The sequence below is a fragment of the Arthrobacter sp. 3Tela_A genome (assembly GCF_049311025.1).
Classification (GTDB): Bacteria; Actinomycetota; Actinomycetes; order Actinomycetales; family Micrococcaceae; genus Arthrobacter_B.
Genome location: NZ_JAXIOM010000007.1, coordinates 34751 through 58629 on the forward strand (window position 1 = coordinate 34751; position 23879 = coordinate 58629).

The 23879-nt window shown below is 65.2% G+C and carries 20 protein-coding genes; 9 read left to right on the top strand and 11 right to left on the bottom strand.

The features are described from left to right. Positions 1 to 14 precede the first annotated feature (14 nt). From TVC13_RS03920 to TVC13_RS03930, 3 genes are all read right to left on the bottom strand, one after another. Positions 15 to 434, bottom strand: a complete 420-nt coding sequence (locus TVC13_RS03920) for a hypothetical protein (RefSeq protein WP_422399931.1) — start codon at positions 432 to 434, stop codon at positions 15 to 17. Between the two features lie 216 nt (positions 435 to 650). Beyond that, a complete protein-coding gene (locus TVC13_RS03925; RefSeq protein ID WP_422399932.1) occupies positions 651 to 3170 on the bottom strand; it encodes a trypsin-like serine protease in 2520 nt (839 codons plus the stop codon). 161 nt (positions 3171 to 3331) lie between these two features. Beyond that, positions 3332 to 3895, bottom strand: coding sequence for a CGNR zinc finger domain-containing protein (locus TVC13_RS03930; protein ID WP_422399984.1), 564 nt, complete (start codon positions 3893 to 3895; stop codon positions 3332 to 3334). Between the two features lie 101 nt (positions 3896 to 3996). Here TVC13_RS03930 and TVC13_RS03935 point away from each other — a divergent pair, with 101 nt between their 5' ends. After that, positions 3997 to 5016, top strand: coding sequence for an EamA family transporter (locus TVC13_RS03935; RefSeq protein ID WP_422399933.1), 1020 nt, complete (start codon positions 3997 to 3999; stop codon positions 5014 to 5016). 175 nt (positions 5017 to 5191) lie between these two features. Continuing rightward, positions 5192 to 6079 carry a cytochrome b/b6 domain-containing protein gene (locus TVC13_RS03940; protein WP_422399985.1) on the top strand — a complete coding sequence of 296 codons (888 nt, stop codon included), beginning with the start codon at positions 5192 to 5194 and terminating at the stop codon, positions 6077 to 6079. Positions 6080 to 6104: 25 nt separating this feature from the next. Here TVC13_RS03940 and TVC13_RS03945 read toward each other — a convergent pair whose 3' ends face one another. Continuing rightward, positions 6105 to 7649, bottom strand: a complete 1545-nt coding sequence (locus tag TVC13_RS03945; RefSeq protein WP_422399934.1) for a long-chain-fatty-acid--CoA ligase — start codon at positions 7647 to 7649, stop codon at positions 6105 to 6107. Between the two features lie 232 nt (positions 7650 to 7881). On the opposite strand from TVC13_RS03945, the gene TVC13_RS03950 reads away from it, so the two are divergent. Then, positions 7882 to 8508, top strand: coding sequence for a ScbR family autoregulator-binding transcription factor (locus TVC13_RS03950; RefSeq protein WP_422399935.1), 627 nt, complete (start codon positions 7882 to 7884; stop codon positions 8506 to 8508). Positions 8509 to 8858: 350 nt separating this feature from the next. Here TVC13_RS03950 and TVC13_RS03955 read toward each other — a convergent pair whose 3' ends face one another. Beyond that, positions 8859 to 9740, bottom strand: a complete 882-nt coding sequence (locus TVC13_RS03955; RefSeq protein ID WP_422399936.1) for a manganese catalase family protein — start codon at positions 9738 to 9740, stop codon at positions 8859 to 8861. A gap of 159 nt (positions 9741 to 9899) precedes the next feature. Here TVC13_RS03955 and TVC13_RS03960 point away from each other — a divergent pair, with 159 nt between their 5' ends. Next, positions 9900 to 10970: a glycosyltransferase gene (locus TVC13_RS03960; RefSeq protein WP_422399937.1), complete on the top strand. Its 1071-nt coding sequence runs from the start codon at positions 9900 to 9902 to the stop codon at positions 10968 to 10970. On the opposite strand, the gene TVC13_RS03965 is transcribed toward TVC13_RS03960, so the two are convergent. From TVC13_RS03965 to TVC13_RS03980, 4 genes are read right to left on the bottom strand one after another with little or no spacing between them, the layout of a single operon-like run. Beyond that, entirely contained in the window at positions 10864 to 11733 is an 870-nt protein-coding gene (locus TVC13_RS03965; protein ID WP_422399938.1) for a glycosyltransferase family 2 protein, read from the bottom strand. The two genes, TVC13_RS03960 and TVC13_RS03965, sit on opposite strands and share 107 nt — an antisense overlap. Next, positions 11730 to 12776 carry a glycosyltransferase gene (locus TVC13_RS03970; protein ID WP_422399939.1) on the bottom strand — a complete coding sequence of 349 codons (1047 nt, stop codon included), beginning with the start codon at positions 12774 to 12776 and terminating at the stop codon, positions 11730 to 11732. Before TVC13_RS03970 ends, TVC13_RS03965 begins: the two co-directional genes overlap by 4 nt. Continuing rightward, positions 12773 to 13840, bottom strand: a complete 1068-nt coding sequence (locus tag TVC13_RS03975; protein WP_422399940.1) for a glycosyltransferase family 4 protein — start codon at positions 13838 to 13840, stop codon at positions 12773 to 12775. Before TVC13_RS03975 ends, TVC13_RS03970 begins: the two co-directional genes overlap by 4 nt. Next, a complete protein-coding gene (locus tag TVC13_RS03980) occupies positions 13837 to 14949 on the bottom strand; it encodes a glycosyltransferase family 1 protein (RefSeq protein ID WP_422399941.1) in 1113 nt (370 codons plus the stop codon). Before TVC13_RS03980 ends, TVC13_RS03975 begins: the two co-directional genes overlap by 4 nt. A gap of 124 nt (positions 14950 to 15073) precedes the next feature. On the opposite strand from TVC13_RS03980, the gene TVC13_RS03985 reads away from it, so the two are divergent. Together TVC13_RS03985 and TVC13_RS03990 are read left to right on the top strand one after the other, a co-directional pair. Beyond that, positions 15074 to 15553 carry a CinA family protein gene (locus TVC13_RS03985; protein WP_422399942.1) on the top strand — a complete coding sequence of 160 codons (480 nt, stop codon included), beginning with the start codon at positions 15074 to 15076 and terminating at the stop codon, positions 15551 to 15553. 92 nt (positions 15554 to 15645) lie between these two features. Then, the gene (locus tag TVC13_RS03990) at positions 15646 to 17106 is read left to right on the top strand and encodes an aminotransferase class I/II-fold pyridoxal phosphate-dependent enzyme (protein ID WP_422399943.1); all 1461 of its coding nucleotides are present in this window, start codon (positions 15646 to 15648) and stop codon (positions 17104 to 17106) included. A gap of 23 nt (positions 17107 to 17129) precedes the next feature. Here TVC13_RS03990 and TVC13_RS03995 read toward each other — a convergent pair whose 3' ends face one another. Further along, positions 17130 to 18779 (bottom strand): RecQ family ATP-dependent DNA helicase, encoded by a 1650-nt coding sequence (locus TVC13_RS03995; protein WP_422399944.1) that lies wholly within the window; start codon positions 18777 to 18779, stop codon positions 17130 to 17132. A gap of 139 nt (positions 18780 to 18918) precedes the next feature. Continuing rightward, a complete protein-coding gene (gene hpaH / locus TVC13_RS04000) occupies positions 18919 to 19701 on the bottom strand; it encodes a 2-oxo-hept-4-ene-1,7-dioate hydratase (RefSeq protein ID WP_422399945.1) in 783 nt (260 codons plus the stop codon). A gap of 168 nt (positions 19702 to 19869) precedes the next feature. On the opposite strand from hpaH, the gene TVC13_RS04005 reads away from it, so the two are divergent. From TVC13_RS04005 to TVC13_RS04015, 3 genes are read left to right on the top strand one after another with little or no spacing between them, the layout of a single operon-like run. After that, complete coding sequence (locus TVC13_RS04005) at positions 19870 to 21639, top strand: ABC transporter permease (protein ID WP_387011849.1); 1770 nt, start codon at positions 19870 to 19872, stop codon at positions 21637 to 21639. Continuing rightward, on the top strand, positions 21636 to 22778 hold the full coding sequence (locus TVC13_RS04010; protein ID WP_422399946.1) for an ABC transporter ATP-binding protein: 1143 nt from the start codon (positions 21636 to 21638) through the stop codon (positions 22776 to 22778). The genes TVC13_RS04005 and TVC13_RS04010 overlap by 4 nt, the downstream gene beginning before the upstream one ends. Before the next feature lie 25 nt (positions 22779 to 22803). Further along, on the top strand, positions 22804 to 23850 hold the full coding sequence (locus tag TVC13_RS04015; RefSeq protein WP_422399947.1) for an ABC transporter substrate-binding protein: 1047 nt from the start codon (positions 22804 to 22806) through the stop codon (positions 23848 to 23850). Positions 23851 to 23879 lie beyond the last annotated feature (29 nt).

Consider the following 23879-nt stretch of genomic DNA (forward strand, 5'->3'; position numbering starts at 1 on the left):
GCCGCGCTGCGGCGTCAGCGCCTGCGGCGATTCTTACGCTGCTGCCGTTTGGGCTGCGGTGTGCCTGCTGTACCGGCTGCCGCCGCCGCAGGCTCAGGCGGACCCGTGGGCCCGTCCAGCAGCTGATCCAGGCCGGCTTCTTCCGCCTCATCCAGTGCTGAAACAGTACGCGGCACTGCGCCGGAACTAAGGGAATCCGGCGAGCCGGCAGCCCGGCGGTGCAGCAGGAGAGCAGCGAGGGCGGCCACTGCGGCCATCGCGCTGAACAGCATGGCCAGCGCATTGAGATAGAGCCAGAAAAACATAAACACCGGCGGCACCGAGGCTGGGAGCTGCAGCAGACCAAAGGCCGAGAGAAGCCAGAAGAGCGCGCAGATGCCAAGTACAAACCAGGCGGTGCGGGCGGGCAGGGCAGAGCGCAGTTTTTGCTCCATCAAAGGCTCCTGGAGGCTTGGGGTGCCGTACTGCTCGACCCCACAAGTCTAGTTTCCCGGCTCCTTCTGAGCAGTCCTGCGGGCCGAAAGCAGCCCGCTGCACGCACATTTCTTCCCTGGACCCTGTTCCTTATCCACACAATGGTCCCGGGCCCCCCCGCGGGGGCCGCGGGCCGGCCCCGCGGGGGGGCGCTGGCCCGGGACCATGCGGGTTAACTAATGGGTGCTACGGCGTCGGCTGTAACCGACGCCCGCCGCCCCGCCCAGCAGCAGTACGCCTGCAGCGGAGAGCACTGCAGTCAGGGAACCGCCGTCGGCACCGGTGGAGGCGAGGCCGCCCGGAGTGCGTGTGACAGCCGCTGCCTGCAGGGCGGTCACCTGGAAGGTAGCCGTGGCGGGGGCCGAGCCGACGCCGTCGAGCTCCTGGACCGCGGTCACGGTGAACTCGCCCGGAGCGAAGGCTGCCACTTCAAGGCTCCAGGTGCCGTCTTCTGCGACCACCGTCTCTGAGTCAGCCTCTCCGGTGCTCAGTGTCAGGGCAGCACCGGCAATACCGGTTCCGGAGATGGTCCGGGGAGCTGAGGCTTCGGTGAAGACCTCGCCGTTCCGGACGGAAGTGATGGCCGGGGCCGGATGCAGCACCGAGAAGGCGGCTGCGGCCGCGGCCGAGACCGTCTTTCCGGTGATGCCGTCCTGGGTAGCGGCGAGCGAGTAGGTGCCGGGCGTTAGGGGTTCCTCCAAAGCAGCGGAGAAGGTGCCGGAGCCATCTGCGGTGACCGTGATGGCCTCGCTTGCAGCCAGGGCGCGGGCACTTTCAGCTTCTCCGTTTTGGGCGGTTCCAAGTTCGATCTCCACTGTGGCGCCGGGTTCGGCGAGGCCCTCAATGGTGCTGAAGGCGCCTACGGATGATGAACCGTCAGTGGGAGAGAGCAAAACCGGAGCATCCAGGGCGGAGTGTGCTGTAACCAGGTTGTAGACGGTGGTCCTGGACTTGTTGAAGCCGCTGGCGGCGCTCACGCTTATACGGACGGTTTCGCCGTCCGTAACCGTGCGGGGAACCTGCATGGACCAGGTGCCGTCTGCGCCCGCCGGGATTTCACTGCCTGCGTCGTCCAAGCTGATCCGGACAACCGAGCCGGCCGGAGCCGTACCGGAAAGCACCTGGTCGGTGTAGACGGTGTCACCGTCCTTCACGTCGTTCAGCGCCGGCGCTTCCATGAATGTGGCGATGGAGTAGCCGGGGGTGTAGCGCAGTGCATCGGTAAGGTCGGCAGCGCCGACTGTATCGATGCTGCCGCTTGAGTTGGGGAAGCCTGCACTGACCAAGCCAAGTGCGGTGCTGCCGGCGATGACCGGGCCGCCGGAGTCGCCGGGTGCTGCTTCCAGGTTAGACATAAAGCCCATTACGGCTCGTACGTCGTCGGGATTGGAGGCGTTGTCGTGACCGGCGACCAGGAAGATGCCCAGCTCGGTGACAGTTCCGCACTTCCAGCCTGTGGTGAGGCCGGAGCGGCAGACGGGCAGGCCGGCGACGGCCGTTCCCGTCCCGGTGATGCGGGTTGTGGTCTCGGACAGGCCGGCACTGTTCCACTCGGTCACTTCGGGCAGCAGATCCAGGTCCTCATTGACGGAGTTGATGACGGCAATGTCAGTGCCAATGGCGGCGGGATCCGGATTCTCGGGATCGATGGACGAGTTGCCGGGGCCGCCGAAGATGGAAGTCCCGAAGGTGCCCAGCTCCGTGGTGGGTGCTTCGCCTTCGGCATCCGGGGCCAGCAGGGTGGCGCTGACAGTTCCGTCTCCGGTGCAGTGCCCGGCAGTAATGACGGCCGGATTGCCCTCCGGGTCCCAGCCGTTGAAGCCGATCGAGCAGCTCGCGTACCCGCCGGCCCCGGCTTCTCCGTAGTAGCCCTGCCCGCCGAAGACTTCTTCGGCCAGGGGCGTTCCGGCGCCCGCGGATTCCTTCACCGTGACGTTGGCGTACGAGGACGCAAAGTCAGCCGGTGTGGCCGGTGTGGCCGCAGCAGACATGCGGGCGTTGGCAGCGGGGCGGGGTTCTTCAGGATCCTCCACGCTGATCGTGTAGCCGTTCGCGCCCAGACCCACGGACTGCAGTCCCTCCACACCAAAGCTGGCAATGTAGTCGAGGGTCAGGGCGGTCAGGTCCGAGGCAGTGCGCGTGGGCTGCGTAGCCTCAGCTGCGGGAGGCTCTTCCCCGGCAGCAGGCACCTGCTCCGTCTCAGCGGACTCCTCAGTGACGGGTTCAATCGCAGGATCGGCCGGCGCTGCATCCCCGGACTCCTCAGCATCGTTCTCCGCCGGAGCGGTCTCAACCGGTTCTGCCGGTGCCAGCAGGCGGGCCCCAAGAGCCTCGGCCTGCTGTTCCAGCTCCGCACCTGATCCGTAGATGAGAATTTCGCCGTCCTGCAGTTCCAAACCGGCGAACCCCGGCGTTGCCTGCAGCTGCGGCAAGGCGGCAGCGGCTCGTTGTCCTGCTTCCCCGGCTGCCTGGAACTCTTCCTCGGTCATGCCCAGGTCCCGCTGCAGCGCTTCGGCGAGTCCGGGAGGAAGTGTGGTGCCGGACGTTTCGGCGGCTGCGGCCGGCTGTTCCGGCGGAGCGTCCACACCGGGTGCTGCCTGGGCGGGGACTCCAACCAGGAAGCCCCCCGCTGCCAGTGCCGCGGCTGCTGCCGCGGCTCGGACCGGTACGGGCAGGACCCGCGCTGCTCTTTTCATCTTGTAGAACCCCCATTAGGCGCTGATCAGCCCCAGTGATCCAGGCACCACCAGCTATTTGGCGAACCGGAACTTCGAGACTGAGAGTTGAACCGGCCAACAGACATGGCCAGCGTACCCGGGAGCCTAACGGGCGATATCTTTCAGGGCAATTAGAAAGGCTACTTGTTTTTTGTGGCCGGTTCCGCCTTGGCCTGCCGCCTTCGATAAGCGCGGACGTGCTCCCGGTTGCCGCAGTTCCCGGTGTCGCAGTAGCGCTTGGAGCGGTTGCGGGAGAGATCGACGACGGCGCTGCGGCAGTCCGGTGCCGCACAGGTCCTCAGTCTGCCAAGTTCGCCGGCCCGGACTACGTCGGCCAGTGCCATGGCAGCTTCCGTGGCCATGCGGTCGGCCAGCGCCGCTTCGGGCGGGGTGCAGTGCAGATGCCAGCCCCAGTCGTCATGCCGAACCAGCTGCGGAAGGGCACTGGCGGCGGAGAGGAGGCGGTTGATTCCGTTTACCAGTTCCTCCTCGCCCGCGGTCCACAGAGCGGTCAGGTCGCTCCGAAGCCGGTGGACTGCCCGGAGCTCGGCGGGGGTGTGGGTGCGGGATCCGGAGAAGCCTTCCACCGTGAGGAACCGGGTCAGCCCTGCATCATTCGCCAGTGGATCAGGTTCCTGGTAGCCGGTGTTCACCAGCGCGGCAGCACTGCCCAGCGCTACTTCCGTGTCATAAGCGAAAACCATCTTGACCCCTGACATCGCGAACCTTAGTGTCACTAGCATAGGCCCAATTAGCTCGTGACAAGCCCATGGGGGAGCGGGCCCGTTTCCTTGAAAGGTCAGTCATGGCAAAGCCCATTTCCGCAACAGTGCCCGGAGCCGCCCGGATTCGTTCTGCAGGTGCATCGGGGCTCCTGATTGCACTGCTCTCCTCCTCCGTGTTCGGCCTGTCCGGTTCCTTCGCGAAGTCGCTCATGGAAGCAGGCTGGACGCCGGCCACCGCAGTGGCAGTCCGAATGGGCGGGGCGGCTGCCGTCCTGCTCATCCCGGCACTCATTGCGCTGCACGGACGGTGGTATCAGGTTCGGCAGAACTGGAAGACCATCGGACTCTTTGGACTTGCCGGGGTTGCCGGATGCCAGTTCTTCTATTTCAACGCCGTGGAACGGCTGTCCGTGGGCGTGGCCCTGCTGCTGGAGTTTCTGGCACCGGTGCTGATGGTGCTCTGGATCTGGGCGCGGACCCGCCGCCGTCCGGGCGCAGCCACCATTGCCGGAGCCGCTGCCGCAGTCGCGGGCCTGGTGCTGGTCCTGGACCTGGGCGGTGACCTGCGGGTGGATCCGCTTGGCATCCTGTGGGGACTGGCCGCCGCCGTCTGCCTCGCGATGTACTTCTTCATCACTGCCAAGCAGAATGACACCCTTCCTCCGCTGGTCCTGACCACCGGAGGACTGCTGGTCGGCGCTGTAACCATGTTCCTGCTGGGTCTCACCGGCCTGCTGCCCACCGGGTTCAGCACCAGCGACGTCGTGCTGGCCGGGTGGGTCACCCGCTGGTGGGTCCCGCTGATTGGGCTGGTGCTGCTCTCCACGGTGCTGGCGTACGTCACCGGCATCATTGCAGCCCGCGCACTGGGGCCCCGTGTGGCGTCTTTCGTTTCCCTGACCGAAGTCCTGTTTGCGGTTTTGTGGGCGTGGCTGCTGCTCTCGGAACTTCCGGGTCCCGTGCAGCTGGCCGGCGGCGCGCTGATCGTCGCCGGGCTGGTGCTGGTGCGGCTGGACCGGAAAACCGACCTGCCGGACGTGTCCGGTGAAGCAGTTCCCGCCAATCCCGCGGACCAAATCAGCGCCGGGCCGCGGAACTAGGCTACGGGTCGGGTAGGCTCACCGGCAGAGACAGACACTAGGACCACGGGAGAGCCACAACGATGTACCCTTCCCCTCCGTATCCGGGCAGGACGGCGTCGCCGCTTGGCCCCCGGCCCCAGGCGGCGGCAACGTGAGTCCCACTGCCACGAAGCCGAAAGGCCGCTCACGCTGGATGAAGCTGGCATGGATCATTCCCGCTGCGCTGCTCGTTCTGGCGGCTATGGTGCTGGCTGCGCGGTGGCTGCGGGAAACGCCGGGGGTGCAGGACTTCCTGCTGACATATCCCGGCCATTCGGAACTGCCTGGCACCGCACCCGTGGGCATTCCGGCGTGGGTCGGCTGGCAGCACTTCCTGAATTCACTGCTGCTGCTGCTGATCATCCGCTCCGGCTGGCTGATCCGGACCCGGCAGCGTTCGGTGGGATCCTGGACCCGCAACAACAGGGGACTGATCCGGACCCGGAACCAGCCGAAGAAGATCAGCCTGGATCTGTGGTTCCACCTCAGCCTGGACGTGCTGTGGGTACTCAACGGCCTGATCTTCTACATCCTGCTGTTTGCCACCGGACAGTGGATGCGGCTGGTGCCTACCAGCTGGGATGTTTTCCCCAACGCGGCCTCCACCGCCCTTCAGTACGCCTCCCTGGACTGGCCGATGGAAAACGGCTGGGTGAACTACAACAGCCTGCAGGTGCTTTCCTACTTCTCCATCGTCTTTATTGCAGCCCCGCTGGCCATCCTTACCGGGCTGCGGATGTCGCCGTCGTGGCCGGCCAAGGCCAAACGCCTCAACCGGGTCTTCCCGATTGAGGCGGCCAGGGCCCTCCACTTTCCCGTGATGCTCTACTTCGTGCTGTTCATCATCGTCCACGTCACACTCGTCCTGACCACCGGAGCGCTGCGGAACCTGAACCACATGTACGCCGCTAGCGACGGAACGGGCTGGACCGGCTTCTGGTTCTTCGCCGCGTCCGTGGTGGTCATGGCCGCGGCCTGGGTGGCTGCCCGGCCCCTGTTCCTGCGGCCCGTGGCCGCGCTGACCGGAAAGGTCTCCCGCTGACCCGTCCCGGCCGGCGCTACACAGGCTATGCCTCCGTGGCCGCGGCGGGCACCTCTGCCTGTTCCTCGCGGATCTGGCGCTTGAGGATCTTGCCGGTGGGGCCCTTGGGCAGCTCATCGGCGAAAACCACGCGGCGCGGATACTTGTAGGCGGCGAGCCTGTCCTTCGCGAACTGCTGGATCTCGGCTGCCAGTGCCTGGCGCCCGTCCTCGTTCTCAGGTGAAGCGCCGGCTTTCAGGCCAATGACGGCCGTAACTTCCTCACCGTTGAGCTCGTCAGGTACGCCGACGACGGCGGCCTCCGAGACGGCCGGGTGCTCGTACAGCACTTCCTCCACCTCGCGGGGATAGACGTTGTAGCCGCCGCGCAGGATCATGTCCTTCTTGCGGTCGACAATGTAGATGTTCCCTTCCTCATCGAAGCGGGCCAGGTCGCCGGTGCGGAACCAGCCGTCCGGAATCGCGGCCGCCGTGGCCTCCGGATTGTTCCAGTAGCCCTTCATAACGCCGAGGCCGCGGACTGATAATTCGCCGATCTCTCCGATCGGCACGTCGTGGCCCTCGCCGTCGAGCATGCGCACTTCCATGCCGTAGACCGGCTTGCCGATCGAACCGGGACGGCGGCCGCCGCCCGGCAGATTGAAGGAAACAATCGGTGAGGTCTCGGACAGGCCGTAGCCCTCCAGCAGGTCGATGCCAAAAACGTCTTCGAACTCCCGCAGGACTTCAAGGGGCATGGGCGCTCCGCCGGTGATGGCTCCGCGCAGAGAGGATGTGTCTGTCTGCGCAAGGTCCGGATGGCGCAGCATGGCAATGTACATCGCCGGCACGCCCTGGAAGATGGTTACCTTGTCCCGTTCGATGATCTTCAGTGCTTCGGTGGGATCAAACCGGGCCAGCAGGCTGATCATGGCGCCGGTCAGCACCGCCGCGTTCAGGGCGGAGGTCTGGCCGAATACGTGGAAGAAGGGCAGTCCGCCAAAGATGACATCCGTCTCCACGGTGTCCAGCAGGTTCTGCGCCACCTCAGCGTTGCTGCGCAGATTGTCATGGCTGAGGGCGGCACCTTTGGGGCGGCCGGTGGTCCCCGAGGTGTAGAGAATGACGGCAATGTCCTCTCCGTCCACCTCCGCCACGGAGTCATCCGCTTCGCTGTCCTCAAGCAGCTGGCGGAAACTGCCCGTATTGACCGGAATGACGTCGACGCCGCCGGCTTCCTGAGCTCCCGCTGCGGCCTCGGGAAGCATCAGCTCGAAAGCGAACAGCAGCCCGGCTCCTGAGTCCTGCAGGGAATGTGCCACTTCCCGGGCCTTTAGCAGCGGGTTCATTGGCACCACCACCGCCCCGTAGCGGAGCACTCCGTAGTAGACGGAAGCCATCGGCGGAATGTTGGGCATCATCAGCGCAACCCGGTCACCGCGCTGGACCCCGCGGGCACGGAGCAGCCCTGCCACTTTGGAGCTCATGGCATTCAGCATTGAATAACTGATGACTGTGTCATTGATCCGCAGGGCGGGACGGTCAGGGATCCGTGCAGCAGTTTCGGTCAGGATTCCGGCGAGGTTGGCCATGGACGATCTCCTTTGATCGGACGCGGCAGCAGTGCCGCAGTGCTGCGAGGCTACCAACCGGCCGGCGCGGGCGGAATGCCGTGAGCCCATTTCTGCTGCAGGCGGCAGCCGGCATCCGGCACGTTTTCGCGCGAGAGCCCGTGGATCGGTGTAACCCTTTTCCATCTTGATTGATTTGCATCTAACTTGGAGGAGGGGGCAGCGCCGAGCGGAGGACCGAACCATCAGAGATTTGCAGGACAGGGCGAAAGCCACACGTGATGCCATACTCTCCGGGGCAGCGGCTGTTTTCGAGGAAATGGGCTACGGCCGTGCCTCGCTGAGCCAGGTGGCAGAGCGCGCGGGGGTCACCAAGGGTGCGCTCTATTTCCATTTCCAGTCGAAGGACGAACTGGCGCGGGCGGTCATTGCAGAACAGCACCGCTTTGTCACCGCAGACAATGCCTCCGTGCTCAGCCAGGGACTGCCTCCGCTGGAGTCAATGATTGTGCTGTGCCGGAGATTTGCACTGAACCTGCTGCAGCACTCCATTGTCCGGGCCGGAACCAGGCTTACGCTCGAAGCTTCCATCTTCCACGAGGACATCAGGCAGCCTTACGAGGACTGGGTGGAGGTTATGGGGCAGCTGGCGGTACGCGCTCAGGAACAGGGTCAGCTCCGCTCTGACGTGGATGCGGCAGCGTTTGCGCGGCTGGTCGTTTCCGCCCTGACCGGAGTGCAGATCACCTCCGCAGTGCTCGCCGGCCGGGATGATCTGCTGGAGCGCGTAGAGCAGATGTGGGAGCTTATGTTGCCGGGTGTGGTCGCCCCATCCCTGGCTGGCAGGGCGGATGAACTGGCCCGGTTTTCCTTGGCCTAGGAACAGCAAGTCCTGCCGTGGGCAGTCTTGCCGGCGTCTTCGTAAACAAAACCGGTCATCCGCCTTGTTTTGAATGGAAAAATCCCTTAGGCTCTGGGCTGTGGGGGGTACTGGGAAAAACCGGTAGTCCGGCACCGGCATTGTGCTGCAGCCCAAGCGGCAGCCGGATGTAGGTGCCAGTTACCGATTCGCAGTAGGGAAGGGCGGGTGGAGGCTCCAGTCACCACCCGCCTGTACTGATCACATGCCCTGCACGTAATGCCCGGCGGCCTGCAGGTGCGGGCGTGAATCAGGCAGGCACCGGCGGCACCTGCCCGATCCATTTCGGTTTATGCGGCTTAAGAATCCCGCTATTCCATCTTCAGCTTGTCCTGCACGGCGCCGGTGACCTTCTCCATGGTGTTAGGCAGCTCGGTGGTGCCGTAGAACCGCGAATCCGGATGGGTCGGCGGAGGCATGGGCGCCGAGGTGGTGGGCCCGTCGTGGTAGGTGAACTCTCCCAGGCCGTCCGGAGTTGGCCCTGACGCCCAGGAACCCTCCGCTGCGGCAGCACCGTCGGAGAAGTTCAGGTACTGGTAGGAGACTGAACGTTCTTCCTTCTTCAGCGGGAAATTGCTCGGGACCGGCAGGGTCTCGGCACCCTCCTCCTGCAGCTCGCGGGCTGCTGCCAGCCACTGGTTCTGGTGCATGGTGTCCCGAGCCAGCAGGAAGGAGAGCAGGTCCCGGACGCCGTGGTCATCGGTCATGTGGTAGAGCCTGGCCACCTGTACCCGGCCCTGCATTTCAGCATTCGCATTGGCTGTGAAGTCCGCCAGAAGGTTGCCGCTGGCCGTAATGTAGCTGCCCTGCCACGGGTTGCCGTTGCTGTCCACGGGGCGGGGGCCGGCGCCCGCGACAATGGCCTGCTGCATGTCCGTGCCGCCAATCACTGCCGCGATGGCGGGATCTGACTGCACGGCATCCTCGGTTATACCCAGCGGTGCCTTTTCCAGCAGCTGGGCGATCATGGTGGCGAGCATTTCAACGTGGCCAAACTCTTCTGAACCAATGCCGAAGAGCAGGTCGCGGTACTTGCCCGGTATGTGGGTGTTCCAGGCCTGGAAGCTGTACTGCATAGCCACCGTGATTTCACCGTACTGGCCACCGAGGACTTCCTGGAGCTTTCGGGCGTAGATGGCGTCGGGCTGGTCCGGGGTTGCTTTGAACTGCAGTTCCTGTTTGTGAAAAAACATGCTGCCCTCTCTAAACCGGTCGGACGATCCACCGTCTGCTCGCACCGGCCTCCCGGTGTGGGCCGGAGGCGGAGGACCCTTGCGTGTAAAAAAGTAGCTACTTTCGCAGGTCCTGTGAAGTGCTAAGCAAACTTATCTTTCCTGTTTATACTCTTTCGCATGAAGGTCCAGGGCGGTCATCGCGTGGGGGCGCCGGAACCCGGTGCTTCCTACATCCTGCCGCTGAGACGCACCACAGCGGACGCGCTGGGAGATCTGCCGCAGTACCTGGGCCGTGTGGCTGAGTGGGCTGAGGTACTGGTGGTGGACGGGTCTGAGCCGAATGTGTTCCAGGCCCACGCTGCCGAGCTGCCTGCCGGCGTCGTCCACCTTGTGCCCGTACACCGCTGCCTCAACGGCAAGGTGGCCGGTGTGCTGACCGGGCTGGAACGGGCCCGGACGGAGCTGTGTGTCATAGCCGACGACGACGTGCGCTATACCGAAACAGCGTTCCGCCGCGTCCTGGCCCTGCTTGCGGACGCGGACGTGGTCCGGCCGCAGAACTATTTCTCGTCCCTGCCGTGGCACGCCCGCTGGGATACGGCCCGTAGCCTGCTTAACCGGGCCCTGGGGACAGATTATCCGGGCACCCTGGGGGTGCGCCGCTCAGTGCTGCTGCGCGCTGGAGGGTACTGCGGGGATGTTTTATTCGAGAACCTGGAAATGATCCGCACAGTCCGTGCTGCAGGGGGGAGGGACGTGTGGGCGCCGTCGGTATTTGTGGCCCGGCAGCCGTGCAGTGCCCGGCATTTTTGGTCCCAGCGCGTGCGGCAGGCCTATGACGACTTCGCTCAGCCGTTTCGGCTGGCGGGTGAACTGGCGCTGCTGCCTCTGCTGGTCTTCGGGACCCGGCGCTTCCATCTGCTTCCTGCCATTGCGGCTGCAGTCGCCGTCGGTCTTGCTGAAGCAGGCAGGCAGCGAAACCGCGGAACGGAGGTCTTCCCCGCGTCATCGGCGTTATGGGCTCCACTGTGGCTGCTGGAACGGTCGCTGGCGATCTGGTCTGCCCTGTGGCTCCGCCTCGCCGGGGGCGTCCCGTACGCGGGAGTCCGGATCAGGCAAGCGGGGCACTCGCAGAGGGAGCTCAGACGGATGCTGCGGGACGGGCTTTTGGCGCCTGCTGCCCGGCCAGTTCCGCAAGCTCACAGCGCTCGGATCCGGTTCCGCCGCGGATCAGTCCGCGTTCCCTGAAGGCGTCGAGCCAACCGCCCATGGGCCAGGAACCCCAGCGGCGATAAAAGAGGTTGGCGTTGCGCACAATGTCCGCCAGATGCTGCACGGGCGGATCCTCCGTCGGATGCCACTGGTGGTAGGCACGGGCCCCGCCCACCCAGGCAAGTCCGACGCCGCAGCGCTGTGCCAGACGGGCAAAATCGGTATCTTCCCCGCCGTAGCCGGTGTAGTCCTCGCAGAACCCGCCGATCCGTTGCCAGGTCTCCGCGCTCACCGCGAAGGACAGGGACCAGAACAGGTCTGGATTCCCGTCCGGCACTACGGTGCCTGGTTCAGGTGCCGGCCGGGCCGGATGCGGGGAGTCCAGGAGGTGCAGGTTGTTCAGGTCGTATCCGTCCGGGCCGGGAGGATCCAGATAGGTCACCGGCCCGCAAAGCAGCCGGCCGGCGCCCTCAGGCCGTGCTGCCGCCAGAACATACCCGGCGATCAGATCAGGAGCCGGCAGGCAGTCCACGTCCAGGAATATGAGCAGCTCGGCCCCCCTGGCCAGGGCCGCTCGGGCACCGGCGTTCCGCGCGTGCGCCAGAGGCAGGTTCCCGCCTCCGGAGTCCACCCGGATAACGGTTCCTCCCAGCGCGGGGTGGGGACCGCGGATTGCCGGGTCATTCATCGCCACCACCACGTAGTCCTCGACAGGTGCCGAGGAGCCGAGGAGCGCCTGCTGCTGGGCGGCCAGATGGGTATGACGCCCGTGAACCAGCGTGATGAGTGCAGTTTTCACGCGTCTGCTCCCAGGCGCGTCCCTGTTTCCGACGCAGCGGGCGGCGCAGGCAGGGTTCTGATTCCGGCGACCCCGGCAATTATCCGGGCGGCACGTGCGGCTCCCGCGCCGTCGTTCCATGCCGCCCACTTCCGGCCGTCCAGCTTCGCGGCGGACTCCAGGACCGCTGCCCAGTCCCGGCGGGCAAACCCCTGGGACACGATCACGGGAAGGTCCATGGCGGCCAGCGCCTGCCCGGTAGTGGCCTGTTCCCGGTGCGGCCTCTCCTGCGGCACAATCACGGCAGGGATGCCAGCGGCCGCGACGTCGGCAAGTGCCCCCTGGCCAGCATGGGTGAGGACCAGATCTGCGGCGAGCAGGTGCGGAAGCGGGTTCGCACTGCGGTTCCCTGGTCTCGTCCCGAGAGGAATCCACTGCACGCCCGGTGTCTGGGCCCGCGCGTCGGCAAGAGCGGCGTCGTCCATTCCCCCGCCCCCGGCTCCGCCGAGCACCAGGACGCGTGCGATCCGGCCGGGGAGCCGGCCGGACTGCACCGGCAGCCTGGAAATTGCACCGACCGGCTGCAGCCGCTCCAGGACCTCCGCTCCGGCGTGCAGCATCCGCTCAGCGGCGGCAGGCCACGCGGCGATCACGGCGTCGGAGACTCCGAAACCGAGCGTGTGTGCGCGGTCAAGCCGGACCCCCGGCAAGGCAACGGTCACCACCGGAACGCCGTGCAGTCTGGCCAGCAGGGCAGCCTCAACAGACACGTCAGCGACCAGGACTGCAGGATCGGTTTCCTGGATCCAGGCGGAGAGCTGCGCCATCCTCGCCCGCAACCCCGGGTCTCGGGCCGGCACCCAGTGCAGGTGGCCGTTGGCGTCCACGTCCCGGGGGCTGTCGGAAGAATTATCAGGTTCGAGCTGGGTCCAAGGGCCGGCCCAGTCTGCCGGACGGGGAAGCGAGGACAGGCCGGTGACGCCGCCCGCCGGCAGTACGGCGGCGATGGCCTGCGCGCGGCGCAGGTGGCCCAATCCGTGGTGGTGGATGTAGTAGCCGATCATGCCGCAGCCATCCGTGAAACAGTGTCCAGAAGCAGGGCCTCATACTCATCGACCATCCGCTCATGCGAGCAGAACGTTTCTGCCCGCTGCCGCGCGGCGCCGCGGTCGAGACGACAGGCGACCTTGAGGGAATCCGCCAGGGCGGCGGCGTCGTCGGGTTCTGCGAGCTGGCCGCAGTCTTCGGTGAGGATTTCGGGAAGTGCCCCGCGGTTGAACGCGGCGACGGGTGTCCCTGAGGCGAGGGCCTCCGCAGCCACCAGGCCGTATGGCTCGTCCCAGCGGGGCGTGACGAGCGCTGCGCGGGCGTTCCCGACGGCGCGGCGCAGCTGCGCGTGGTCCAGATGCCCCAGATACCGGATGCCGTCGCCGAGATGGGGCTGTACCTCGGACTGGAAGTAGGCCCGGTCATACACGGGGCCGGCCAGGTCCAGTGGGATTCCTGCGGCGAGGGCCGCCTGGATCGCCAGGTGCGTTCCTTTTTCCGGCACGATCCGGCCAAACCAGATGGCGGGGCCGCCGCCGGGACCGCGCTGCCACGTTGCCGTATCGACTCCGTTGCGGATGGCTGTGCTGTCCACCAGCGGAGCCCAGGCATCGCGGGTGTGGGCGCTGACGGCAACAAAACGGGTCAGCGGGCCGCGGACGTGGAGGGCGGATTCAAGCCAGCCCACCGGGGGAGTGTGCAGGGTGGTGACCAGCGGCAGGCGGAGCATCCGGGACATGGCCACAGGCAGGTGGTGGATGCTGGTGTTCAGCACTGCGTCGTACTTTTGCTCACCGGATTCTGCCAGGTCCAGCATGAGGGAGAGGTACGCGTGGTGCTCACTCATCCACTGCTCCGGAAGGGCACCGACGTCACTTCGTGCCGCCTCGCTCATCTCAAAGGCAGGGACGTCCAGGAGTTCCACGCCCAGGTTCGGGTCCGAGCCGGCGGCGGCGAACAGCGTGACCTTATGACCCCGGACTGTCAGGGCGGAGACGAGGGCGTGGGTGTGTGCCTCGAGTCCGCCGGCGAAGGGCTCGCTGATGGGGAAGCGGGACGGGCCGATGACGCAGAGCCTCATTGCAGCACGCCGCTTCGCTCGAGCAGCCGGGTGTAGATTTCGGCGTGCGCGGCGGCGACGGCGCTGCGCTGCCGGGCGCGCTCCTGCGGAGTTAGCGGCGCCGGAGCGCCGGTGTTCCGGGCCGCGCGGACGGCAGCCTTCAGGGACGCTGCGTCCAGTCCGGATTCGTTGTGGGAATAGCCAAAAACAGGTCCCTGATCTGAGTAGAACCCGCAGTTGGGAGCAGCCACTGCGGTGCCCAGATCACGGCAGGCCTCCAGCCAGCCGGAGTGGGTGCCGAACCGGTAGGGCAGTACGGAAAGGTCCAGGCCGGCCAGGTAGTCCCAGAGCTGGTCATCGGGGAGGAAGTCATGGATGTGCACTTCCAGCTCACCGGTTCCGGCCTCGTGTCCGAGGAACTGTGCCAGTTCGGCGTCGTACCGGGCGCCGTCCGGCAGCAGCACGTCGCAGTGTCCGTTGACCTGGATCACCATCCCGCCGTCTTCCCGCGCCACCTCAAGCAGGGTCTGAATGACCGGCAGCGGATCCATGCTGGCCCGCAGGCTTTTGACATGGACACCCACCCGGTACGGTCTTCCGTCCTGCCGGGGACGGGCGGCGTACTCCTCCATGGTGTCCAGTTCGACGACGTGCGGGTGGGGGATGACCTGGGCCGTGCGGCCCCAGCGGCGCTCGATCTCTGCTGCTGCACCCTTGGTGAGGGTGATGAGGGCGTCCGCTGCCGGGATAAGCACGTCCAGGTGTGCATTGTGGGCATCGGGGGATTCGTGGTGCGGGTTGCGCAGGTCATGGACGGTGTAGAGCAGAGGTTTACCGTGCCGGCGCAGGGCGGTGACGGCCTCCTGAAGCGCGGCCGGGTCCTGGGCATCGAAGCCGAAGTGGATGTGGAAAACATCGAATGAATCGGCATGGGCATCGATCCAGCCCGCATTCAGCATGACCGGCGGCCACCACTTGCCCGTGGCGGGGTTGTCCGGGGAATCCGGATCCGGATCTGCCAGGCGCAGGACGGTTGGCGCCCCCGGGTGGTCCTGCACCGGGTCAAGATGACGGACGTAGACGTGCCCGGCGGGAACGCTGGCGACCCGAATGCGGTTTTGTAGCAGCAATCTGGGACCCCTTTTTGGTTATGGCACCGGCCCGGGCGAGGGCAGCTGCCGTGCGAGTGGTGTAAATAGTAAGTACCGTTAGTAATCAATAGCACAAGAACGCTGAAAGGTGGCAAAGACCTAAATGGACGCAGTGGAAGATGCACTGGAGGAGCTCCCGCACCGCATTGCAGAGGAAGTTGAGCGTGCCGGCCTGATGGTGGCGCTCGCCGAGTCACTGACCTGCGGAAATCTCACCGGTGCTTTGGGAAAGGGCGGTAACAGCGGCGAATGGCTCAGCGGCGGAATTGTTGCCTACCTGACGGAGATCAAGCAGACCGTGCTGGGCGTCAGTGAGGGACCCGTAGTGAGCGCGCGCTGCGCCGAGGAAATGGCGGCAGGAGCAGCGAAGCTCTTCGATGCAGACCTGACCATCTCTACAACGGGTGCGGGCGGTCCCGGTTCGTTGGAAGGCAAGCCGGCCGGAACCGTGTTCATCGGCTGGAGCCTGTTTGGGGAAACCGGCTCAGCCGAGTATTCCTTCGACGGAGAGCCGGCGGAGGTGCTGGAGAAAACCGAAGCGGCAGCGCTGCGGAAGCTGTACGAGCTGGCCCAGAAGGCTTGAGGGGCGGCGCACATGCAATGCAGCGGGTGGGAGCCAGGGTGACCTTCCACGGCCAGCCTTCGGAATGAATCCGGGTTTAAAAGGAGGGGACCGTGGACCAGCGGAAAGCACCAATCCTCGATGCACTCGAGGCCTATCACCGGGATGACCGGTACGGATACACCCCGCCTGGCCACCGGCAGGGCCGGGGAGTGGACAAGCGGACACTGGACGTCATTGGCGCCGACACCTTCGCAAATGATGTCCTCGCCTCCGCCGGGCTGGATGACCGTTCCTCCTCCAACGGCTACCTGGCCGAGGCACAGGAGCTGATGGCTGATGCCGTAGGTGCGGAGCATGCCTTCTTTTCAACCTGCGGGAGCTCGCTCTCGGTTAAGGCTGCCATCCTTGCGGTTACGCGCGGGACCGGGGACATCCTGATTGGCCGCGACGCCCACAAATCCGTCACTGCGGGACTGATCCTCTCGGGCCTGCAGCCGCGCTGGATCCGCCCGCGCTGGGACGACGAACTGCACCTGGCCCACCCGCCGTCGCCCGAAGCGGTGGAGAAGATGTGGCAGCGCCATCCCGACGCGGCAGCGTGCCTGATCGTCAGCCCTACACCTTACGGAACGTGCGCAGACATCCAGGCGATCGCCGAAATCTGCCATCGGCGCGGGAAGCCCCTGATTGTTGACGAAGCTTGGGGAGCGCATCTGCCGTTCCACGACTCGCTCCCCACCTGGGCCATGGATGCTGGTGCCGATATCTGCGTGGTGAGCGTGCACAAAATGGGTCTGGGTTTTGAACAGGGTTCGGTCTATCACCTCCAGGGGCAGCTGGTGGACCCGATACGCCTCAAGCAGTGTGCCGACCTGTTGGCCACGACCAGCACGAATGTGCTGATCTACGCCGGCATGGACGGCTGGCGCAGGCAAATGGTCCGGCACGGTGAAAGGCAGCTGGAGGCAGCCCTCCAGCTGGTCGATAGCACACGTGAAAGGATCAATGGTCTGCCGGACATGCAGGTAGTGCATGATGAGCTCATCCGCGAGGAGGCCTCCCACGATTTCGATCCGCTTCATGTGCTGATCGATGTCCAGCAGCTCGGTGTGAGCGGCTACCAGGCTGCGGACTGGCTGCGTGAAAAGGCCAGGATCGACGTCGGGCTGAATGACCACCGGCGGATTGAAGCGACTTTCTCGCAGGCGGACAACCGACAGAGTGCTGACCGGCTTCTCGACGCCCTGAACTCACTCGTGGAGGCTGCTCCCGGCCTGCCGGTCCCCGCTCGGGTCGACCTGCCCGATTCCGCGGACCTGGAGATGGAGACGGTTCAGCTTCCGCGCGATGCCTTCTTCGGTCCCGTAGAGGTGATTCCAGCCGCCGAGGCAGCCGGCCGGATCGCCGCGGAGCAGATAACCCCCTACCCGCCGGGGGTGCCGGCCATTCTGCCCGGCGAACGGATCAACGGGCGCGTGATCGAGTACTTGGTATCCGGTGCCAAGGCGGGAATGGTGCTGCCCGACCCGGCGGACCCGAGCATGGAGACGGTCCGCGTCGTACAGGAATAGCCCAAATTGCCGGAGACGAAAGATCAGACCGGCTGCAGCAGCCCCTTCTCCAGCACCAGTTCCACAGAGAGCGTCTTGTAGCCCTCAGCTTCGAAGAGCACCGTGACGGTCTCGTCCTCATAGCTCATGACTGTCCCGGGCCCCCACTCGGAGTGGATGACTTCAGACTGCAGGGGGAACGGTTGGGCCGTGTTGGATTCCTTCGGTCCCAGCTCTTCGCCTTCTGCTTCCGCGCGCTCGCAGTTGTCGCAGTAGCCGCACATGTCCGGGGCGTCTTCACCGAAATAGTTCAGCAGGAAGCGGCGTCGGCATTCACCTGTTTCGGCGTACTGGCGCATCATGTCCAGCCGGGATTCTTCGATGTTCCGGCGCTGTTCGGAGAACTCCAGTGCCGCCTTGACGGCAGTCCTGGCACCCACGCCGTGCCGCGCAGAGTAACCGTCTTCGGACGCCAGGATGGAACCGGACTGCTCCAGCAGGCCCAGCAGAGCGGAAAACCGGCGGGGGCTCAGATCCAGTTCGGTGCGCAGGCTGGTGGGGTCCGCTGGCTCGCTGCGCTTCTTGAGTGCCTTGAAGAGTTTCGCCAAAGCCTCCTCATCGGGGGACTTGGCTGCGAAGAAGCGGCGGATTCCCAGGTCCTCGGGGCGGTAATGCAGGAAGATTTCGGTCGGTTCGCCGTCACGCCCTCCGCGCCCGATCTCCTGGTAGTAGCTGTCCACGGAATCGGGAATGTCCGCATGGATGACAAAACGGACATTGGCCTTGTCGATGCCCATCCCGAACGCGGTCGTCGCAACCACAATGTCCAGCCCATCCTCAAGGAACTGCTCGTGGATCCGGTGCCGGTCTTCATGGCTACGGCCCGCATGGTAGGCGTCGGCACGCAGTCCCGACTCCTGCATCGCCGCAGCGTATTCCTCGGTTTCCTTCCGGGTGGCCACGTAGACCAGGCCGGGAAAAGCGTGCTGCCCGGCCTGCTCCAGCACTGCCCGCCGCTTGTCCTCGGCGTCCTCGTAGCGTGCAGCCGCCAGGTGAAGATTGGGCCGGTCGAAGCCCAGGGAGATCTGCAGCGGACTGCGCAGGCCCAGCTGGTCGGCGATTTCCGCACGTACGGGCGGCGCGGCTGTGGCGGTCAGTGCCACCACCGGTTTATCGAGGGCGCGGACCAGGAGGTCCAGCTGCAGGTAGTCCGGCCGGAAATCGTGTCCCCAGGCTGAAACGCAGTGCGCCTCATCGATCACCAGCAGCGATACGTCCAGCCCACGCAGCTGCTCCAGCACTTCCTCCCGGGCCACCTGCTCGGGTCCAAGGAAAAGAAACTTCGCCTTCCCTGCGCCGTCGTCCCCACGGGCCGCGGCCCACGCATCGTCCCAGTACGCCTGCGGCTGGGCCGAGTTCAGTACGAAGGCGCAGGTGGTGCCTGCAGCTTCATTGATCGCATCCGCCTGGTCGCGCTGGAGCGCTATCAGCGGTGAAATCACGACGGCGGTGCCCGGCAGGGTCATGGCCGGCACCTGGTAAACGGCCGATTTTCCTGCCCCGGTGGGCATCACACAGATGACATCCCGCCCGTTAACGGCCGCTTCCATTGCCTCAAGCTGCCCCGGCCGGAAGTCCTCCCAGCCGAAGACCTCCGAAGCGGTGCGCTGCAGGTCGGCGCGGGACGGTGACATGGGCATTCCTCCTGGGGATTTTGGTGGATTATCAGCTTACTGATTACTCCGTGCCCGTGTCGCATCCCCCCATCGAGATGGCAGATAAGGCTCTTATGAGGGCTGTAACGAGCCGTTTCTGTCATCTCGATGGAGGGGGTTAGGCGAACTGGCAGGTGATGGTTCCCAGGGGTCCGTAGTCAGCAAGCACCGTGTCGCCGGCGTGGACCCACATGGGGCGGGTAAACGAGCCCGCCAGGATGACTTCCCCTGCTTTCAGGCCGTCCCCGTGCGCCGCAATCTTGTTGGCGAGCCAGTAGACCCCGGCGGCAGGGTGGTTCAGGACTCCCGCGCCCACGCCGGTTTCCTCGACTGTCTGGTTTTTGTAGAGGATGGCGGAGATCCAGCGGAGGTCCACATCCATGGGGCGTACCGGGCTGCCGCCAAGAACCATGGCGCCAAGGGCTGCGTTGTCGGAGATGGTGTCCACGATGGTGCGTCCTTCCATCTCAATCCTGGAATCAAGGATTTCCAGGGCGGGGATGACGTAGTCCGTGGCATTGAGTACGTCGAAGATGGTGGCGCCCGGCCCGGAGATGTCCTTGCCCAGCTTGAATGCCAGTTCCACTTCAACGCGCGGGTGGGTGAACTTTTCCCACTCAATGGTGGCGCCGTTCTCCAGGATCATGTCTTCGAAAATGATTCCGTAGTCCGGCTCGGTGATGCCGGTGGCTGCCTGCATGGCGCGGGATGTGAGGCCGATCTTGCGTCCGGCCAGCCGGCGGCCGGCGGCTTCGCAGCGCTCCCGCCACGCGTTCTGTACCCGGTAGGCGTCTTCCACGCTCATGCCGGGGTAGCGGGCGGTGAGGCGTTTGACCGGCACCCGGCTGGTCCCGGCGGCAACCAGTTCGTCAACGATGGCGGTGATTTCCGAAGTTTCCAAGCTTCCTGCTTTCTCCCCAGAGGCGTCTTCGCCCAACTGGCAGATATGTGACGTGCGACTCAAGACTCGATTGACGCGGCGTGAGATGAATCACTAGCATAAATCAACGTACGAAATATGTAACCGCTGTACGCAATGCGTACTTCATATTTGGAAAGGGGGTGTGCCATGAGTGCGCTGACCATGTCCGGGTCCTCCTCCCGCATCCGTCCCGGCTCAGTGGCCGCTAAGGCCGGCAAGGCAATCTGCCTGCTGGTTTTCACGTGGTTGTTTGTCTGGCCCCTCGGAATGCTGATTTACGGAGCCTTCAACACCTCACCCCTGGCCGGGAACACCGGGTGGACGCTCTCGGGATTCGAACGGCTTTTCAACGATCCCCGGACTTACGAAGCCCTGGGCTCCACCATGCTCTATTCCGTGGTGATCACCGTTCTCTCTATGGCGGTGGCGATTTTCTTCGCAACTGTGAACACCCGGATGGACGTCCCGTTCCGCCGTTTCATTACCCCGGTAATGGTCATTCTCGTGGCCATGCCCACCGTGCTTTACTCCCTGAGCTGGGCCATGCTCGGTGCCGGACAGTCCGGACTTATCAACAGGTTCTTTGCCTTTATCGGCATGGACGGACTGGCCGAGGCCTTCAACACCCGCAGCTGGTTCGGACTGGTTCTGGTGACCGTCCTCAAAGCCGGCGCGCTGGCCTACATGATTGTCCTGGGCGCCTTCCGCAACCAGAACTCCGCCCTGGAGGAGGCAGCCAGAATCGGCGGAGCCTCACGGGCCCAGTCCTTCTTCGGCATCGAACTGCCGGCGCTGCTCCCTGCGTTGGCAGCCGCCAGCCTGTTTGTCTTCGTCAAGGGACTCGAAGCCTTTGAAACGCCGGCTGTCCTGGGCCTTCCCGCAGGCATCAACGTCTACGCCACGCACATCTACGACTACCTGCGGGGCGGCTACGAGGCAGACTACCCGGCTGCATCCGCGTCCTCACTGGTCATCGTGGTGATCCTGGCGGCTCTGGTACTCCTCCAGCTCAAGCTGACCGGCGGCGGGAAGACCTACACCTCCGTCGGAGGCCGTTCCAAGGGAACAAACCTGCGCAGCACGGGCAAATGGATGCCGGTGGTTGTCGGCATTATGCTGCTGCACTTCTTCATTGCCCTGGTGCTGCCGATTGCCCAGGTCATTCTGAGCGCGTTCCAGCCGTATCTGGGTGCTCCGACCCTCACTCTGCAGAACATTGAGCGCCTGCTCAACACCCCCAACGTGATGCAGGCACTGCAGACAACCATCATCGTCTCCACCGTCGGCGGCGTCCTCACGGTGGTGCTCGCCCTGGTGGTCAGCTTTGCCTTCGTGCGGATGAAGGGCAAGCTTGGCCGCTTCATCCAGCTGGCCTCCTGGGTCCCGGCAGCCATGCCGGGACTGGTGCTGGGTCTGGCGTTCCTGTGGTCGGTGCTGCTCACCCCCGGAACCCGTTCGCTGTACGGCACGGTGTGGATCCTGGTGATCGGCCTCGCCGTGGCAACGGTGCCGCTGGCCACCCGCACGCTGGAAGGCGCCCTGGCCCAGATCGGCGTCGACATGGAAGAAGCCGCCCGCATCGCCGGGGACAACTTCCTCCGGGCCGTCGGAACCGTCACGGTGCGCCTGATGGGGCCGAGCCTCATCTCCGCCTGGTTCCTCGTCGCCATCACCATGTCCGGCATCCTCGACGTCCCGATCCTGCTGGGCAGCGCCCGCACGGAAATGATCGCCACCGTGAGCTTCGGCTTCTACAACAGCGGAGAAACTGTCCTCGCCTCCGCCCTCTATGTCATCTTCACCTGTGCCATGGCCGCGCTCGCCGGGGCTGCATTCCTGGCCTGGCTGCTTGTCCGGGCCCTCGTCCGCCGTTCCTCTACCCGCACCGCCGCGGAAGTCCAAGGAGTTCCCCAATGACCGGCATCTCAATCCGGGACCTGCACAAGTCCTTCGGTACCAAAACTGTGCTGGACCACGTCAGTCTCGACGTCGAGGACGGAGAGTTCATCTGCCTGCTGGGCCCCTCAGGTTGCGGCAAGAGCACCCTCCTGCGCTCGATCGCAGGCCTGGAAAGCCCGGAAGGCGGCACCATCTACCTCGGTGACGACGCCGTCTTCGATGGTGCCGGCCGCATCAACAAGGCTCCCGAACAGCGCAAGCTGGGAATGGTCTTCCAGAGTTTTGCCCTATGGCCGCACAAGACCGTTTTCGAGAACGTTGCCTACCCCCTGAAGCGGGCGAAGACTCCGAAGCGGGAGATTAACGATCGCGTCCGTGAGGCGCTGGTGATGGTGGATCTGTGGGACTTCCGCGACTCCTATCCCGGCACGCTCTCCGGCGGCCAGCAGCAGCGCGTCGCCCTGGCCCGCGCAGTGGTGCCGCGTCCCCGGCTCCTCCTGCTCGATGAGCCCCTCTCCAGCCTGGACACCAACCTCCGGGCACAGATGCGCCGTGAAGTACGCCGGATCCAGCAGCATCTGGGCGCCACGGCCGTCTACGTAACCCATGACAAGGAGGACGCCGGCGGCCTCGCCGACCGCGTCCTGGTGCTGCAGGACGGCAAGATCGTCCAGGAAGGCGCCCCCCGGGACGTCTTCGTGGCTCCAAAAACGGCCTTCGTCGCCGAGTTCGTGGGGTTCGACAACTTCTTCGACGCCACCGTCCTTGAATCATCCGACGACCGGGCCAGCGTGGAAGTCGGCAACGGCAACCGTTTCACCGCGGTCACCTCCTCCCGGCTGGAGCCGGGCAGCACGGTCACCGTGGCCACCAGGTCCCGCCTGGTCCGGGTGGAACCCAGCGACGGCAGCTTCTCCGAAAACGGTTTCACCGGCACCGTGCTGTCTAAGGCCCACCTGGGTGACGACGTGGAAATCGTGCTGAGCGACGGCGCAGCGGAGATCGTTGCCCGTGTCCGCCCCGGCTACGCGAAGGACATCCATCCCGGACAGACCGCCGTCGGACTCCCGCCGGAGGGAACCGTCGTCGTCGTCGAAGGCACCCGAAAAGGCGGCCAGCGCACTACCTCCTCCCCGCGGATCTCCGCGCTCGCTTAACCGCTCGCATAACGAAGGACCACTCATGAAAAAGACCAGCACTTTCGCTGCGCTCGCCGCGGCATCCGCCCTGCTCATCTCCGGCTGCGGGGGCGCCGAACCGGAGGCTGCAGCGGCCCCCGCGGCCACCAGCGTCGAAGAGCTCTATGAAGCAGCCCAGGATGAAGGTCAGGTTGTTATCTACGGTCCGACCGAAGACCTGTATGCCGCCGTCTACGAGGACTTCAAGGCTGCCTATCCCGGGATCGAGATCGTTACCTCGGACATCTTCGGACAGGAACTGGACTCGCGCCTCGAAGGAGAGCAGATCGCGGGCGGTTTCGCGGCGGACCTGGTGCACATCGGCGTCTCCGACGTTGAACGCTACAAGGAGAAGGACTACCTCACTCCGTACAGGCCCTTCGGCACGGAAGAACTGGACCCCGCCTTCATCGGACCGGACGAGGCATGGAGCGTCCCGTCCCAGCACCTGTACGCGACGGCCTACAACACCAAGGCCCTGAGCGCAGATGAAGTGCCCACCACCTGGGATGACCTGCTCGCAGCTGACCTGTCCGGCAAGATCGCAACGGCAACGCCCAAGCAGTCCGGGGTGACCCCCCAGGTCCTTTCCGCGGCACTGGAGGAGGGCGTAATCGACGAAGCGTGGATCGACTCCTTCAAGGCAGAGTCCAAGCCCAAGATTTTCCCGTCAGTGGCAAACGCACTCCAGGCGACGGTCACCGGCGAAACCAACCTCGCGTTCGTCGCCGGCTACGGCAGCTACATGCGCCAGGTCGAACAGGGCGCCCCGCTCGGATTCTCCGCCATGACTGACGGCGCGTACTTCTCCGACGTGGCCTACGGTGTGCTCGACGGCGGACCCAACCCCAACGCCGCCCGCCTGCTGGTCGCATGGATGTTCAGCGCCGAGGGACAGGCATCAGTCGCCGAGCATGTTTTCGAATTCGGAACCATGCCTGAAGCGCCGCTGCCGGCAGGCGCCGAGGTTATCGGCGACCCCGTGCGCCTTCCGTACCCCGGGGCCGAAGGCTACCGCTCCACCCTCCAGCTGCTCAGCACCAAGTTCTAGGCGGTAGGCCGGCACAGCCTGCCGGCGTA